The organism is Variovorax dokdonensis (assembly GCF_030316895.1).
Taxonomy (GTDB): Bacteria; Pseudomonadota; Gammaproteobacteria; order Burkholderiales; family Burkholderiaceae_C; genus Variovorax; species Variovorax dokdonensis.
Map to the genome: position 1 here is coordinate 551,764 of NZ_JASZYV010000002.1, position 14,838 is coordinate 566,601.

A 14,838-nucleotide genomic window follows, 5' to 3' on the forward strand; every position below is an offset into this window, starting at 1 on the left:
GCGCATGAGATTCGTTGATGGTGGTATCAGCCAGCAGGCATGGCGTGCAACCACGTCCAGGCCTAGATTCCACTCACCGGCTGGCCACGTCGGCACGCCAGACCACTTCCAACTTCAAAGGAGACCCGCCCATGCCCACGCTGAACCCCACCCCTGCGGAAATGGAAAGCCGCATCGTCCGCGCCAAGACCATCCAGCCCAAGAAGCGTCGCTTTGAGGCCAACGGCGGAATTCCCGCAAAGGCGCTGGAATCGATCGCCGCCGATTCGATCTATCTCTACATGGCGCCCGGCGAAGGCGTGGGCGCGAGCAGCCAGAACCCGGGCATCGTTGGTTTTCCCGGCCTCACGGTCAATCTCTGCCGCTGCCCGGTGGGCCAGGGTCCCGACCTGCATGCTCACGCTCGTACCCTGGAGACCTTCATGTGCCTGGGCGGCCAGTTCGAAGTCATCTGGGGCGATGATGGTCAGTACAAGACGGTGCTGGACGAGCACGACATGATCTCGGTGCCGCCGAACGTGATGCGCGCCTTCCGAAATACGGGCAAGACCCCCGAGGCCGTTCTGCTGGTGCTGATCCAGGGCGAGAACAAGGACATGGCTGCCGACGTGCAGTACGCGCCGGCGACTGGGGAGAAAATTGAGCAGAACTTCGGCTCCGACGTGCGGCAGCGCATCGAGGATATGGGTTGGCGCTTCGACGCAGTGCTGGGCAGCAAAGTCAGCGAGGTTGCTTGAAATGCGCCGGCATTTCCTGCTCACCCTAACGGCGTTGCTCGTCAGCGGCGCTGGTCATGCACAGGGCAACTATCCTGAGCGCCCCATCAAGCTCATCGTGGCCTTCGCGCCCGGCAGCGCCCCGGACATCATGTCCCGCGTCTACGGCGAAAAGCTCAAGGAACAGATGGGGCAGCCCATCGTTGTCGACAACCGCCCTGGAGCCACCGGCGCCATCGGCGCGGACCTGGTAGCCAAGGCACCGGCCGATGGTTACACGCTGCTGCTGAATTCCAGCGCGATGGTCATCAACCCTTGGGTGAAGAAGCAGCCCTTCGATTTCCGCAAGGACCTTGTGCCTGTGGCGCGCACCGCGGACACGCCGTACCTGGTGACGGTGAATCCCAAGCTGCCCATCCACAACCTCGCGGAATTCGTCGACTACGCCAAGAAGAACCCGGGCAAGCTCATGTGCGCGACCTATGGCATCGCCTCTCCGCCGCACCTTGCTCTGGAGCTTCTGAAGAAGGAGGCCGGGATCGACGTGATTCACGTGCCATACAAGACCTTCGGCCAGGCCTTGCCCGATCTCGTCTCCGGTCAGTTGTCCTGCAGTATCGACCCGCCCACGTCGCCCGCTCCGCATGTGGCCGCAGGCGCCATCCGCGCGGTGGCGCAGACTGGCAATGCCCCGATGGATGCGTTCCCGAAGGTGGACCCGATCGGCAAGCGGTTCCCCGTAGCGACGGTGGTGGGTTGGCAGGCAATCTACGCCCCCGCAGCGACGCCTGCGCCAGTGTTGTCGAAGCTTCGTGTCGAATGGCAGAAGGCGCTCGCGAGCGACGCAGTCCAAAAGACCATCCGTGATGCCGGCTTCCAGCCATCCAAGGGGACGCTGGATGACTTCAGCAAGGAGATTGACGCGGACTACCAGAAGTTCGGCCGCGTGATCAAGGACAACGACCTTCGGTTGGACTGAATCGATGACTCAAGGACAGATCAATGCACTTCCCGCGCCGCAGTCGCTCGCGCTTGAACGCAAAGGGCAAGCGATCCCGGCAGTGTTCTGGCAGCCAGCAGGAGGCGCAAAAGGCGTGGTGCTCGCGTGCCACGGTGGCAGCGGACACAAGAAGTCCAACGCTATTCTCTTGATCGCCCAGGCGTGCCTTCCGCTCGGCCTGGCAGTGCTGGCGATCGATGGCCCGGTTCATGGTGAGCGCCGAGCAGATGGCGACCTCGAGCCCGGGACGGCGCGGCAGGCTTTTCGCGAAGCGTGGCGCGCTGGCGTGGGCCGCACTGAGATGGGCGAAGACATGCGCTACGCACTGGACGCATTGATGCGCCAACCTGAGTTCGCTGGACTGCCCATTGGCTACATCGGCGTGTCTATGGGCACTGCATATGGCATTCCTATGCTGGCGGCCGAGCCGCGCATACGTGCCGCCGCCATCGGCCTGTGGAGCACCACATATGCTGCCAGCGAGCACTTGGCAGAACACGCAAAGCAGATCCGATGTGACGTTTGGTTCACCCAACAGTGGAATGATGAGTTCTTCGATAGGGACGGAACGTTCGCGCTGTTCGATGCCATCGGCTCGGCAGACAAGCGCCTGGTCGCCTATCCCGGGCCGCATCGCGAACTGGAGGGCGAGCGGCTGAAGGATGCGGTTGCGTTCGTTGCCGAGCGCCTAAAGGGCTGAGCTAGAGCGCTGGCTCGCCACTCCTACATTGAAGGCCGCTTCGAGAGCTTCTTTCCAATGTCTCGCAGTGACTCGCGCATCCACTTGTGGGCGGGATCATGGTGCAGCCGCTCGTGCCACACCATGCTCACGTCCACGCTCGCGACTTTGAAGGGAAGCGGTAGCAACTGGATGGGCAGTGCCTGCGCCGCGGCCCGTGCCATATGCTCGGGCACCACCGCCAGGAGGTCGGAGCCCGCAACCACGTCAGGCAACAATGTGAGGCTGGACACCAGCAGCGTGATCGGGCGTGCATGGCCAAGTGCATCCAGCGCCTCGTCAACCATGGCTTCCATAGTGGCATGAGCCACGGGCGGTGCACCCCACCGTGCGTGCTGACACGACACGAAATCCTCCAGGCTAACCTTGCCCTTGATAAGAGGATGATTCTGGCGGGCGATGCACAGCAGCCGTTGTGGGTAAAGCACCGTCTGGCGCAACTCCGAAGGGGGCGAACGCACAAACGATAGGGCCAGATCGAAATCTCCGTCTCGCAGATACTCCGACAGTCTGCGGGGGTCGCCAGGCTGTACCGTGAAGCGCATGTGCGGCGCCTCGCGCATCACGAGCGCCATCATCTCGGGCAGCAGCGTCCGGGATATTCCGTCCGACGCCATGATTCGCCAGCGTGCCTGAGAGGTAGCAGGCTCGAAGTGTTCCGCCTCGAATCCGCGGCCCTCCAACATGTCGGCAATCTCCCTCACCCGTCGCACCAGGTCCAGCGCGCGAGGCGTAGGCTCCATGCCGGTTGTGGTCTTGACGAGCAAAACGTCTTTGAAGACCTCCCGCAACCGGGCGAGTGCGGTGGACATGGCGGGCTGGCCGATGCCCATGCGCTCCGCAGCACGCGTCACATGCCGCTCTTCGACGAGCGCCTGCAGATACTGCAGGTGCTGGAAGGTGAGACGATGCGGGAAAGAGGTGGTTGTCCCCTGCCGAGTCCCCGTGGGCATTGCGGCTCCTTGTAGTAACTCTGAATGTTGCGATCCAGCGCATCAATGGGTTGAGCGCGCACGGCTGCGATGCGCTCCTAAGGTCTTTGAACCATCAGGATCAGAAGCCTTGCCAACTCGTCACTGAAAGTGGCGTCGTCACCCTTGTTGATGCTGCTGAGGCGCACGGGTTCGAACAAGAGGCGCTGCTGCAGCAGCGCAAACACCGCGCGGATGCCCAAGTCGACGCGAGAGTCCAGGTCCGAGTGCTGCGAAGTAGACATCGCTACTCGCGAGGTTTCAGCTAGACGAGCTGCAATGTGTTGCACCGTCGACCCCGCCCGTTCGTACACCTCCCGGTCCTGGATCAGAAGGACTGCGGCCAGTAGATTGCGATTTCGGCGATAGAAGGCGACGGTAGTGCCGCAATAGTGAGTTGCGAGTTCACCGAAGTCGCGTCCTGCCCAACGGTTCGGATCAAGTTCGCGATCGACGTCTTCGATCATCTTTTCGCGCAGCGACTCATGCAGCGCAGCCAGGATGCTTGCCTTGTCTTTGAAGCGACCGTAGATGGTCGCGGCGCTGCAACCGGCGCCCGAGGCGATTTCGGGGATTGAGATGTCTGCGAAGGCCTTGGACTGAAGCAGGCTCTCGAGGGCACCCAGAACGCGCTGCAGGCTCTGTTCACTGCGTTGCTGTTTCGGCGCCGTGACTCGGTCAAGCCGTCCTACGACATCAATGTCATAGCTCGGCGCCCGGCGCGTGGTTCGGGTGCGCACGTTTTGGCGCGACTCAGTCAAGTCATTTGCTCCTCGAAGTGACCTCTGATTATCTGCGTGCAGCGCTCGTGCGTAGGGCGGTCGCATGGGCGTCCTCATGCTCGGGTTTCTACTCATGCGCTAATAAGCGAATCCGAATCGAATTCGGATTAAAGCAGAATTTGCCATTCCTCGGAGACCGCATGAAAGCTTCTACTGATGTGAGACCTGTCATCGTCTTGGGCGCAGGCCCTGTTGGCCTCGGTGCCGCGCTGGAACTCGCGCGCTGCGGGATTCGGTCGATCCTCATCGAGCGGAACGACCGCACCAGCTGGCATCCCAAAACACGCAACTTCAATACACGAACGATGGAGATCGCGCGGGGGTGGGGTCGCGAAATCTACGACGAGCTGCGGAAGTTGGACTTGCCGCCGGAGTGGAAAAGCCCGATTCGATTCAGCGGGACGATCACGGGGCCGGAAACCGGGCACATCGTCTCCAATGGCTTCATGGGCGCGGGACCGCTGCTCAGTCCGGTCAACTCCGTCCTCTCGTCCCAGGACATGCTTGAACCGGTGATGCTGCGGGAGATCCGCCGAAGCGGCATGGTCGACGTGCGGTTCAACCACGAGATGCTCCAGTTCGTCCGCGGAAATGAGGAGGGTGCGGATGAAGTGGAGATCCGAGTCCGAGATGGGACGACCGGAGAGGAGAGCACAGTACTCGGGTCAGCCATGATCGCCGCGGACGGTGCGGCCAGCAGCATGCGGACGATCCTGGGGCGAACCTTGGAGGGCACCCTCAAGATCAACCATTTCATGAACTGCTATTTCCGTGCGGACGTTGAAAAGTACGCACGGGAGAGGCCTGGCATCCTCCTGTTCGTGGCTAACGAGAAGGCCCAAGGTGTCTTGCAGCCGTTGGACTCTCGCGGTCGCTGGCTGTGCCAGATCACCGTACCCGAGAGCGAATGGTCGACGGAAACATTCACGAAGGAGCGGGCGGCCCAGTGGATCCGTGACGCAGTGGGCGTCGCAGACTTGCCTATCGAGATTGTCTCTGTCGGCAAGTGGCAAATGAATGCGGTGGTGTGCGACCAACTCCAGGTAGGCCGCATCCTACTCATGGGTGATGCAGCTCACATGTTCCCCCCAACGGGTGGATTGGGAGTGAATACGGGTTTGCAGGGGATGCACAACGCCGTGTGGAAGCTGGCCTTGTTCCTGCGTGGCAAGGCAGGCCGCGGCTTGCTTGAGACCTACACCACGGAGCGAAAGCCTGTTTCCCAGTGGGTGGCCGAACAGTCGTATCACAACGCACGACAGGTGGCGCAGATCGGTTTGATCTCGCGCGGCCAGGCACAGCCGACCCTATCGACGCAGGAAGTCCTGAAGGAAACGCGGCGCTACGGGAACCAGCTTGGTTTGGAGCTGGGTGCCATCTACGCCTCCCCGGCGGTCGTCTCTGATGGCACGTCGGCACCTGAGGTGCAGGATCCATACACCGACTATGCGCCCACGGGTCGTCCCGGGCATCGCGCGCCGCACGTGTGGTTGCGCAAAGGGGATGACACCCTATCGACCTTGGACCTTGTCGGGCCTGAGTTCACCTTGATTTGTGGGGCAGAAGGCGCCGCCTGGTGCACAGTCGTAGATCGCCTTCGCCAACGCTTTGGCCTGGACATGGGCTGCCAATGCATTGGTGCCTCGGGAGGCTACCAAGATGTCGAGGGCACGTTCGAGCAGCGCTACGGCCTGCAGTCCTCCGGGGCGGTGCTTGTTCGCCCCGACGGATGGGTGGCCTGGCGAGCGCAGGCCTGGAACGAGGGTGGCAAAGACGCGCTTGCAGCAGCACTGGGTGCCGTGCTGGCAGTCGAGGCTTGAACATGACTGCTGCGAGAAATTCGGTCTCCTGTGGGGACTGGGAGATCAGCTTTACCGTCCAAGGAGAAGGGCCGGCACTCGTGCTTCTGCATGGAGGGTCGCCCGGCGCCAGTGGCGCAAGCAACTTCCACGCAAACGTCCAGGTGCTGGCCAAGCGCTTCACGACCTATGTGATGGACTTTCCCGGCTGGGGCGCGTCGTCCAAGAACCTGGTCTCGGCTGGAACTTGGGGCAATCCGCTGGAAGCAGGCGGGAAGGCGGTGCTCGCATTCATGCAGGCGGTCGGCATCGACAAGGCTCATTTGATGGGCAGTTCCTTCGGGGGAGCGGCTGCGCTGCACGCGGCTATGCTTCGCCCCGATTCAGTTGATCGCCTGGTCCTGATGGCACCGGGCGGAGGTATCCCGAGGCCCGGCACAGCGGGCCCTGCCCTGAGCAAACTCTTTGGCTATTACGCAGGCGAGGGGCCGAGTCTGGCGAAGTTTGCAGGCCTAGCCCACGACTTGGTCTTCGACAAGTCTCGCATCAGCCAGGCCTGGCTACAGGAGCGCTACAAGGCCAGTCTGGATAAGGAAATCACTGCGAATCCACCGCTTCGTCTTCCACCAGGCTATGTGCCGCAGCCTGCCCAAGCCCTGTGCAACGACCCGCGCCTTGCACAAATGCGCTCGTCGGTGCTGTTCATGTGGGGCGCGAACGACGAAGTGCAGCCCGTGTCGTGCCTACAAAGCTTCTCGGCAATTCCGCGCCAGGACGCTGTGATCTTGGGCGAATGCGGTCACCTGCCGTACTGGGAGCAGGCGGACAAGGTCAACGAGTTGGCTCTCTGGTTCTTGAGCCGAAATTGAAACTTCAACAGGAGCAGAGAAGCAAATGGAGACAAGCATGCAGGATTCGGTTCGCCAGTTGGTATCACCCGAGGAGTGGGAGCAGCGGGTTGCGCTGGCTGCCGCTTATCGGCTGGTGGCCCTTCATAGATGGGACGATCTCGTGTTCACCCATCTGTCGGCGCGCGTCCCCGGTCCCGAACATCACTTCCTGATCAACCCCTATGGCATGACCTTTGACGAGGTGACGGCCTCCAGCCTGGTCAAGGTCGACTTGCAGGGGCGCAAGATGATGCCTTCGGCCTATGAAATCAATCCGGCCGGGTTCACCATCCACAGCGCAATTCACGCGGCACGCGAGGATGCGCAGTGCGTGTTCCATGTTCATAGCGCCAACGGCGTTGCCGTCTCGGCGCAAGAGGCGGGGGTGCTGCCCATTTCCCAGCAGTCCATCTTCGTGCTCGCTTCGCTGGGGTACCACGGCTACGAGGGAGTCGCCCTGCGCGATGACGAAAAGCCACGGCTGGTCGCAGACCTGGGTGGAAAGCAGTTTCTGATGCTCAGAAATCATGGCCTTCTGACGGTGGCAGGCAACGTCGCCAACGCCTTCCAGGCGCTCTACACCTTCGAGCGCACGTGCGAGATCCAGGTGAAGGCGCAGGCAGGCGGCGGAAAGCTGGTGGGCATCCATCCCGAGATCGTGGCGACCGCGATCCAGCAATCCCGTGAAGTCACGCGAGGAGCGGGCGGGGCGCTCGCGTGGCCAGCCCTACTGCGGCGCCTGGATCGCATCGACGCCAGCTACAAGAACTGATGAAGGGGATGACCATGAAGAACCGAATCCCTAGTTTCGTACTGGCCGCGCTGCTAGTCACGGTCTCCCACGCATACGCCGAATACCCGGAAAAGCCGGTTCGGCTGGTCGTAGCATTTCCAGGTGGTACGGTGCCGGACGTGATGGCGCGCGTCTATGCCGAGAAAATCAAGGAGCTCTGGCACGGACAGCCACTGCTGGTAGAGCCGCGGCCAGGCGCCACCGGCACGGTGGGCGCTGAACTTGTGGCGCGGGCACCCGCCGATGGCTACACGCTGCTTCTCAACTCCAGCGGCTTGATGATCAGCCCCTGGCTACTCAAAACCCGCTTCGACGTATTCAAGGACCTGGTGCCCTTGATCCGTACGGCCTACACGCCCTACCTGATCTTGACCTCCGGCAAATTGCCGATAAAGACCTTTGACGAGTTCATCGACTATGCAAAGAAGCACCCTGGACAGCTATCCTGCGCTACCTACGGGATTGGGTCGCCACCTCACATCGCGCTGGAGTTGCTCAATCGGGAGGCAGGAGTGAACATCTTGCATGTCCCCTACAGCACCACCAATTCATTGCCAGACACGGTGGCGGGGACGGTCGACTGCTCGATCGCTCCTCCCCTTGGCCAGGATCAGTACGTGAAGTCGGGCCAAGTGCGCGCTATCGCCCATACCGGCAACGCACCAATTGCCCTGTATCCGGACGCTGTCCCAATTGGGAAGGTCTATCCCGCGGCGACCGTGCTGGGCTGGCAGGCGATCTATGCACCCGCCTCTACACCCAAGCCTATTGTCGAAAAGTTGCGTAGTGACTGGTCGAAGGTGCTCGCCGATCCGATAGTTGTTCAGAGGATTCGCGACGTGGGCTTTGAACCCATGAAGGACTCTTCCATTGACGACGCAACTCGGTCCATGCGGGACGAGTACGAGAAGTTCGGAGACCTGGTCAAGAGCCGAGGCATCAAGGTTCAGTGAATTCGACGCGCAAGCGCTCGGCAATAGGGAGGAGAAGTACACATGTATGTCGGTCACTTTGCCATTGGCCTGGCCATCAAGGCGCGGATGCCCGATGTCCCTACCCTGCCGATCATGCTCGGGGTCGGCTTCCTGGACATCCTTGATGGCCTGTTCATCATCGCGGGATTCGACAGGGTGACGCCCAATTTGCTTGCCGGACCGTACCTGTTCTTCGATCTCACATTCATAGATTGGGATCATTCACTTCTCATGGCGCTACTCTGGTCATTGGTGTGGGGTGCACTTTTCTTGCGCACACCCAAAGTGGCGCTGGTCGCCGCCTTGGCTGCCTTTTCCCATTTCATCGCGGACTGGCCCATGCACAACGGCGACCTGGCGCTGCACCCACATTCGAGTGAGCACCTGGGATGGGGCCTGTGGGGCAGGTGGGGTACGCTTTCCTGGGCTGCCGAAGGCCTATTCGTGGCGGCTCTGTGCAGCTATGCATGGGTGAAGTCGGCAGGCCGTGGCGTCAGCTTGGTTTGGCCGTGTGTGGTCCTGGCGGTATTGATGCTCAATCTGTCGCCGTGGCTGTCTCCCATGAAGGTCATTGCCACTTTGGACGAGCCGGCAGCGCACGTGGCGCACGGAGCGCTCGTGGCTCTTGGATTCCTGGTCCCCGGCTTGCTCATTACGTGGCTCATGAACGCAGCGGAGCGGCGCGCCGGCCCATCTAGTTGCTGAGTCGTAGGGCTGTCCCAGATCGCCTGCGGGCCAGGGGGCGCAATTGTCATGAGCCAATGAAGCGCCAAGTCAGCCTGCGGCCCGCGCTGGCCACGGATCATTGATGGGGTGGAATGTTGCATTGAGGCGCCGACATGGCGATCAAGCTACCGAGTCGGTCCAATGGAGTCACTTTCAAGGAGACTGCCAATGACCACTTCCCACGTTGCTCGCCCGGGAGCCCTCAGCGCCCAAGTCATGTCCCAGCAACTGGCTCGCTTTCCCGAGTACAACAGCAGCGACGAGGCTCCCGCCAAGAGGTTCGACGCCGATGCGCGCGCCCTCTGGGGCGGCCCCCTCACGCCGATGATGGCGAGCGCAGGCGCCAAGGGGCACTTCTCAAAGGCGGCACTCTCCTGCCCGCCAACTGCATGCACAGGTTCGATGGAGTTCGCGCCTGCGGCAGCCTCCCACGCTTGGCGCAATCCGTTGGCGATCGAGAACCTCGTATGCGTCGAGGGTGAGATCGAAGTTACCTACGGCCCGGAACTGGCCGAAAAGTTGACGCTAGGCCTGTGGGACATGGTGTCCATTCCGCAGGATGTGCGCCATCAGGTGCGGAACCCGGGTGAAGCTGCTTCTCGACTGGTTTCGATTCTCAGCATTTCGCCTGAGGGTTCCTTTGACGCAGTGTTCGACCACGCAGTTGCCTCGAATGTCAGCGCTCAAGCGAACGAAAAACTCCGTGTGAGCTTCGACTCCAGCAAGGGTAGCCCGGTAGACGCGGCCACCATCGCGGGCCGCGTCACGCGCTTTGCGACGCTGGTACCGTACAAGAAGGACCTCAATCGCACCAGTGGACTTCCTCCCGAAGCCACCATGCGGCTGTCGGCCGGCTCGGTCTTTCCTCTGATCGTGCCCGAGGGTCACATCGGCCGCTCTCGCACTGCGCCCATGTATGGCAATCAGGGACTGTACATCTCCATCGCCGAATGCACGGCCGGCGACGATGGCCCGCCGCCGCACGCGCACTCGGACACGCAGGAGTCCTTCTACGTGCTAGACGGCAGCTTCGAGATCTGCACCGGCTTCGACAACGAAAGCATGGTTCCTGCGCGGCCAAATGACCTGTTTGCCGTGCCCAACAAGGTGATGCGCACGTTCAGGAACACCAGTGGCAAGCCCGCACGCCTGCTGGTCATCATCCAGGGGCCGGACCGCATGCAGGATACGGTCTCCTTCTCACGCAGCATCGGCGAGGAGTTCAAGACCCGATTCGGCGAGGACATCATCGCGAAGTACGCCGACATCCGCATGACTTTCGACGCCGAAGAAAGGCTGGGTGCGTGATGACCGGCTCGAACGGCAAGGCCGCTGTCGGCGGCGCCCTGGTGCTTGCGGTCGGCAGCTTCCTGAGTCAATCGGCTTCGGCGCAGGATTGGCCAACCCACCCGATTCGCATGATCGTTCCGGCTGCGGCCGGGGGGAGCACGGACATTGGTGCGCGGCAGGTTGCCAAGGTGATGGCAGCCGAACTGGGTCAACCCGTGGTCGTTGACAACAAGGGCGGAGCCGGCGGGCGGCTGGGTGCGCAGGAGGCTGCCCGTGCGACGCCCGATGGCTACACGCTCATCTATGGCAACTCGATCACGCATGCGCTGCTCCCGGCCACCAGCAAGTCCGTCAACTACGATCCGTTGAAGAGCTTCGCACCCGCTGGAAACGTCTTCTGGTATTCGACCTTGCTGGTTTGCAATCCCAAACTTCCGTTTGGGGACGTGGCCGGCTACATCGCCTATGCCAAAGTCAACCCTGGCAAGCTCAACATCGCAACTGCTGGTCTTGGGAGTGGCAACCACTTCAGCAGTGAACTGATGTCGCAGATGGCAGGTATCAAGGTCACCCACGTTCCATACAAGGGAAACGCTCCCGCTGTTCAGGACGTGATGGGCGGAGCTGCCGACTGCATCCAGCTGAGCGAGGCCAAGAGCTATCTTGATGCCGGACGCCTGAAAGCCCTCGGCACGACTGGCAAGGCGCGAGACCCCCGCTTCCCGAATGTGCGGACGGTCGACGAACAGGGTCTGAAGGGATTCGACGCTACCTGGTGGCAAGGCGTGTTTGCTCCAGCGGGAACACCGCCCAACGTGATGGTCAAGCTTGCCGCTGCAGTGCGCAAGGCGGCGGAAGATCCTTCGACCAAGACGGTCGTGTTCGATTCAGGCTTCGTGCCCGAATATGTTGCGCCGGCCCAGGTGGAAAAGCGCATCCAGGCAGACATGGCGAAGTTCCGCAAGCTCGCCGCAGATACGGGGATCGAGCTCGAATGAAAGCGCTGTTGAACCCGGATGTCATCCGGAGTCTGTTCTCCCGCGCTATGTCGGACATGTACCGCGCGGAAGTGCCGCAATACGGAGCCCTGTGCTCTCTCGTTGGCCAGGTGAACACCGGGGTTCTGGCGGGCGATTCGGCCATGGCGCAGCGCATGCGGGAAGAGGGGCAGATGGACCGGCTGGATGTGGAGCGCCACGGCGCCGTCCGCGTTGGCACGGCTCAGGAGCTCGCGACAATGGGGCGGCTGTTCGCCGTGATGGGAATGCAGGCCGTGGGCTACTACGACTTGTCGGTCGCCGGCGTACCGGTGCATGCAACTGCCTTCCGTCCGGTGGACGACGCTTCGTTGGATCGAAACCCCTTTCGGGTCTTCACGTCGCTGCTTCGTACTGAGCTGATCGCCGATGAGCGCCTGCGGCGCACGGCCAAAAGCATCATCGAGCGTCGTCAGATCTTTACCGCGGGCTGTCTGGCCCTGATCGATCGGGCCGAGGGCCAGCGTGGATTGAGTGAGGACGAGGCCCACGAGTTCGTGCGCGAAGCGCTTGAGACGTTCCGCTGGCACGCCGAAGCAACAGTCGACCTGAAGACATACCAGCAGCTGCGGGCGGCTCATCCTTTGGTCGCGGACATCGTCTGCTTCAAGGGGCCGCACATCAACCACCTGACGCCGAGGACTCTGGACATCGATGCGGCGCAGGCTGGCATGCCGGCGATGGGCATCCAGGCCAAAAACTCGATCGAAGGTCCACCTACACGTGCCGTTCCGATCCTCTTGCGTCAGACCAGCTTCCTCGCCCTGGAGGAGCCTATCCGCTTCCTGGGCGAAGGGGGCGACGAAGGCACCCATACCGCCCGTTTCGGTGAAATCGAGCAGCGCGGTTGCGCTCTGACGCGCAAGGGCCGGGCTCTCTATGACCTACTGCTGGGCAAGGCGACGGAGCAATCGAGATCAGGTGTGCCCATCGAGCAAGCCATGCGCAATGCGTTCGGCGAGTTTCCGGACAGCGAGGCGGAATTGCACAAGGAGGGCTTGGCCTTCTTCTCCTACGAGCCGAATCTTCGGGTGGCGCAGCAGCAGGTTGCGCCGGAGAGTGCATCGGTGTTCGAACTGGTGGAGAGCGGCTGGCTGACGCTCAAGCCGCTCACCTATGAGGATTTCCTGCCGGTGAGCGCGGCCGGCATTTTTCGCTCCAATCTGGGCGACAGTGCGCAGCCTGAGTACCAGAGTCAGGGCAATCGAAGTCAGTTCGAGGCAGCGCTGGGCGCCAAGGTGCTCGATGAGATCTCCCTGTACGAGCAGACGTCCAAGCGATCGCTTGCGGAGGCCCTGAAGGCTCTTTCGCGTGTCGCGACGGTTCAGGTGGAGACATGAGCACTGGTGCGATTGCCCCTGCTGAAGTCTTCCGATCGGGGTTGGGCGTGCAAGGTGTCTTTGTCGATGCAGCGGACAAGGAGCCCTATGAGCGATCGGCCAGGCATGGAGGGGGAGACGCCGTTGGTGTCCTGCGTCCTGGCTCGGAGAAGGAGCTAGCCTGGACGGTCGGAATGGCGTCCCAGTTGGGCGTGTTAGTGGTAGTGCAAGGCGCCGCCACCGGGCTGGTCTCCGCAGCTACCCCTACCGCGGACGGACGCCAGTGGGTGTTGTCTACGCAGAGAGTTCGGGATGTTCTGGAAGTGGACCCCATCAATCGATCTGTTCGGGTTTCCGCGGGCTATCGACTGTCGGATGTCAACCGCGCGGCTGCGGAGGTCGGACTGGCGTTCCCCATCGACCTCGGGGCCGATCCCACGATCGGCGGAATGATCGCGACGAACACGGGTGGTGCACGACTGATCAGGTATGGGGGCGTGAGAGAGAACCTCTTGGATGTGCGAGCTGCCTTGCTTGAGCCTGCAGCGGTAGTGGTGGGTTCCGATCGAGCGCTGCGCAAGGACAACACGGGCTTGAATTGGCCCCAGCTCCTGTGCGGCACGTTCGGCGCATTCGGCGTCGTCACCCGGGCAACCTTGAAACTTCATCCGATCCAGCGGCAGAGCGCAACCGCTCTCGTGGCAGTTTCAGACGCAAAGGCCGCCGTGCACCTCATGTGCGAACTCGAGGCTGAGTTCGGCGAGATGATCAGTGCTTTCGAAGGTTTGTCGGCTGGTGCGCTCGATGCGGTGAGACAGCACCAAAAGAACGTGACAGTGCCCTTCGCAACCACGCCGCCCTATGCGGTGCTCGTGGAGGTTTCGAGTGCGATCCCTCCGGGTCGTGGGCTGGACCTGGAGGCCATGATGATGGCCTGGCTGGAGCGGCGCATGGAGGAAGGCGACCTCGAGGACGCTGTCGTCGACAAACCCGCCCAGCTGTGGCGGATCCGCCATTCGGTAAGCGAGGCCGTCCAGTCGCTCGGCAAGATGGTGGCATTCGATCTGGCGGTCAGTCGCTCTCGTTTTGCCGAGTTTCGGGATGCCGCCCTCGAGGCAGTCGCGAAGATCGTACCGGCCGCGATGCTCTGTGACTTTGGACACCTAGGTGATGGGGGGGCGCACCTCAATCTTGTCGTGCCCGCTGAGACGGCGCCCGAACAGATCGCCGAACTTCGTGACGCCATCTACGACCTGACCGTGCTGCGGTTTGAAGGCAGCTATAGCGCCGAGCATGGCATTGGGCCTTACAACGAAACCTACTACAGGCGCTACGCTGATCCGCAGACGCGGCAGCTGGCAACCCTGCTCAAGAGCCGCTTCGACCCGAACGGTCTCCTAGGCAACGTGGATCTTGGATGACTGGTCCCCGGCGGAAAGCGGCGGCCATCGCGCAGAATGAAAGGAGTACGCAATGATCGTGGAAGTGGCTGAGTTCCGGGTGAAAGCCGAGGATCACGCCGAATTTGGCAAGGCGCTAACGGCAGGTGTTGAGAAGTTCCTGTCGAAGTCTCGCGGCTATAGGTCGCACCGCATCCTGGGCGGAATCGAATCACCAGGGCGCTACCTGTTGGTTGTGCAGTGGGAGAGCCTCGAGGATCACATGGAAGGCTTTCGGGGCGGCCCGACATTTGCCGACTGGCGCGCCGTCATCTCTCCATTCTTCGTACAGCCGCCGCAGATGGAGCACTTCGTCCTGTCGGACGGGACTTGATCCCTGGCGCGCGCACCTCGGCGCACCTC

The 14,838-nt window shown here is 62.0% G+C and carries 15 protein-coding genes; 13 read left to right on the forward strand and 2 right to left on the reverse strand.

Going from position 1 to position 14,838, the window contains the following annotated elements; all coding sequences use genetic code 11:
- Window positions 1-131 precede the first annotated feature (131 nt).
- Genes QTH91_RS11050 through QTH91_RS11060 form a run of 3 tightly spaced genes read left to right on the forward strand, consistent with a single transcriptional unit; the run spans window position 132 to window position 2,416 of the window.
- Window positions 132-737: a cupin domain-containing protein gene (locus tag QTH91_RS11050; RefSeq protein WP_286660125.1), complete on the forward strand. Its 606-nt coding sequence runs from the start codon at window positions 132-134 to the stop codon at window positions 735-737.
- Window position 738: 1 nt separating this feature from the next.
- A complete protein-coding gene (locus tag QTH91_RS11055; protein WP_286660126.1) occupies window positions 739-1,695 on the forward strand; it encodes a Bug family tripartite tricarboxylate transporter substrate binding protein in 957 nt (318 codons plus the stop codon).
- Between the two features lie 4 nt (window positions 1,696-1,699).
- Complete coding sequence (locus tag QTH91_RS11060) at window positions 1,700-2,416, forward strand: alpha/beta hydrolase (protein ID WP_286660127.1); 717 nt, start codon at window positions 1,700-1,702, stop codon at window positions 2,414-2,416.
- 23 nt (window positions 2,417-2,439) lie between these two features.
- Here QTH91_RS11060 and QTH91_RS11065 read toward each other — a convergent pair whose 3' ends face one another.
- Together QTH91_RS11065 and QTH91_RS11070 are read right to left on the reverse strand one after the other, a co-directional pair.
- The gene (locus QTH91_RS11065) at window positions 2,440-3,408 is read right to left on the reverse strand and encodes a LysR family transcriptional regulator (protein ID WP_286660128.1); all 969 of its coding nucleotides are present in this window, start codon (window positions 3,406-3,408) and stop codon (window positions 2,440-2,442) included.
- Window positions 3,409-3,485: 77 nt separating this feature from the next.
- Window positions 3,486-4,187, reverse strand: a complete 702-nt coding sequence (locus QTH91_RS11070) for a TetR/AcrR family transcriptional regulator (RefSeq protein WP_286660129.1) — start codon at window positions 4,185-4,187, stop codon at window positions 3,486-3,488.
- A gap of 161 nt (window positions 4,188-4,348) precedes the next feature.
- Here QTH91_RS11070 and QTH91_RS11075 point away from each other — a divergent pair, with 161 nt between their 5' ends.
- The 10 genes from QTH91_RS11075 to QTH91_RS11120 all read left to right on the forward strand — a co-directional run bounded on the left by QTH91_RS11075 (window position 4,349) and on the right by QTH91_RS11120 (window position 14,809).
- Entirely contained in the window at window positions 4,349-6,028 is a 1,680-nt protein-coding gene (locus tag QTH91_RS11075) for an FAD-dependent monooxygenase (RefSeq protein WP_286660130.1), read from the forward strand.
- Window positions 6,029-6,030: 2 nt separating this feature from the next.
- Complete coding sequence (locus QTH91_RS11080; RefSeq protein WP_286660131.1) at window positions 6,031-6,876, forward strand: alpha/beta fold hydrolase; 846 nt, start codon at window positions 6,031-6,033, stop codon at window positions 6,874-6,876.
- A gap of 25 nt (window positions 6,877-6,901) precedes the next feature.
- Window positions 6,902-7,669, forward strand: coding sequence for a class II aldolase/adducin family protein (locus QTH91_RS11085; RefSeq protein WP_390367718.1), 768 nt, complete (start codon window positions 6,902-6,904; stop codon window positions 7,667-7,669).
- A gap of 14 nt (window positions 7,670-7,683) precedes the next feature.
- Entirely contained in the window at window positions 7,684-8,643 is a 960-nt protein-coding gene (locus tag QTH91_RS11090; protein WP_286660133.1) for a Bug family tripartite tricarboxylate transporter substrate binding protein, read from the forward strand.
- A 42-nt stretch (window positions 8,644-8,685) separates the two neighbouring features.
- Window positions 8,686-9,369: a hypothetical protein gene (locus tag QTH91_RS11095; RefSeq protein WP_286660134.1), complete on the forward strand. Its 684-nt coding sequence runs from the start codon at window positions 8,686-8,688 to the stop codon at window positions 9,367-9,369.
- Window positions 9,370-9,837: 468 nt separating this feature from the next.
- Window positions 9,838-10,698: a cupin domain-containing protein gene (locus QTH91_RS11100; RefSeq protein WP_286660135.1), complete on the forward strand. Its 861-nt coding sequence runs from the start codon at window positions 9,838-9,840 to the stop codon at window positions 10,696-10,698.
- A complete protein-coding gene (locus QTH91_RS11105; protein ID WP_286660136.1) occupies window positions 10,698-11,678 on the forward strand; it encodes a Bug family tripartite tricarboxylate transporter substrate binding protein in 981 nt (326 codons plus the stop codon). The genes QTH91_RS11100 and QTH91_RS11105 overlap by 1 nt, the downstream gene beginning before the upstream one ends.
- The gene (gene hglS / locus QTH91_RS11110; protein ID WP_286660137.1) at window positions 11,675-13,057 is read left to right on the forward strand and encodes a 2-oxoadipate dioxygenase/decarboxylase HglS; all 1,383 of its coding nucleotides are present in this window, start codon (window positions 11,675-11,677) and stop codon (window positions 13,055-13,057) included. Before QTH91_RS11105 ends, hglS begins: the two co-directional genes overlap by 4 nt.
- A complete protein-coding gene (locus QTH91_RS11115) occupies window positions 13,054-14,457 on the forward strand; it encodes an FAD-binding oxidoreductase (protein ID WP_286660138.1) in 1,404 nt (467 codons plus the stop codon). The genes hglS and QTH91_RS11115 overlap by 4 nt, the downstream gene beginning before the upstream one ends.
- Window positions 14,458-14,509: 52 nt before the next feature.
- On the forward strand, window positions 14,510-14,809 hold the full coding sequence (locus QTH91_RS11120) for an antibiotic biosynthesis monooxygenase family protein (protein ID WP_286660139.1): 300 nt from the start codon (window positions 14,510-14,512) through the stop codon (window positions 14,807-14,809).
- The last annotated feature ends 29 nt before the right edge of the window (window positions 14,810-14,838 follow it).

What these genes read in the sequence shown, in the direction of transcription:
- QTH91_RS11050 (WP_286660125.1), top strand. Translation starts at nt 132, where the DNA reads ATGCCCACGCTGAACCCCACCCCTGCGGAAATGGAAAGCCGCATCGTC.
- QTH91_RS11055 (WP_286660126.1), top strand. Translation starts at nt 739, where the DNA reads ATGCGCCGGCATTTCCTGCTCACCCTAACGGCGTTGCTCGTCAGCGGC.
- QTH91_RS11060 (WP_286660127.1), top strand. Translation starts at nt 1,700, where the DNA reads ATGACTCAAGGACAGATCAATGCACTTCCCGCGCCGCAGTCGCTCGCG.
- QTH91_RS11065 (WP_286660128.1), bottom strand. Translation starts at nt 3,408, where the DNA reads ATGCCCACGGGGACTCGGCAGGGGACAACCACCTCTTTCCCGCATCGT.
- QTH91_RS11075 (WP_286660130.1), top strand. Translation starts at nt 4,349, where the DNA reads ATGAAAGCTTCTACTGATGTGAGACCTGTCATCGTCTTGGGCGCAGGC.
- QTH91_RS11080 (WP_286660131.1), top strand. Translation starts at nt 6,031, where the DNA reads ATGACTGCTGCGAGAAATTCGGTCTCCTGTGGGGACTGGGAGATCAGC.
- QTH91_RS11085 (WP_390367718.1), top strand. Translation starts at nt 6,902, where the DNA reads ATGGAGACAAGCATGCAGGATTCGGTTCGCCAGTTGGTATCACCCGAG.
- QTH91_RS11090 (WP_286660133.1), top strand. Translation starts at nt 7,684, where the DNA reads ATGAAGAACCGAATCCCTAGTTTCGTACTGGCCGCGCTGCTAGTCACG.
- QTH91_RS11095 (WP_286660134.1), top strand. Translation starts at nt 8,686, where the DNA reads ATGTATGTCGGTCACTTTGCCATTGGCCTGGCCATCAAGGCGCGGATG.
- QTH91_RS11105 (WP_286660136.1), top strand. Translation starts at nt 10,698, where the DNA reads ATGACCGGCTCGAACGGCAAGGCCGCTGTCGGCGGCGCCCTGGTGCTT.
- hglS (WP_286660137.1), top strand. Translation starts at nt 11,675, where the DNA reads ATGAAAGCGCTGTTGAACCCGGATGTCATCCGGAGTCTGTTCTCCCGC.
- QTH91_RS11115 (WP_286660138.1), top strand. Translation starts at nt 13,054, where the DNA reads ATGAGCACTGGTGCGATTGCCCCTGCTGAAGTCTTCCGATCGGGGTTG.
- QTH91_RS11120 (WP_286660139.1), top strand. Translation starts at nt 14,510, where the DNA reads ATGATCGTGGAAGTGGCTGAGTTCCGGGTGAAAGCCGAGGATCACGCC.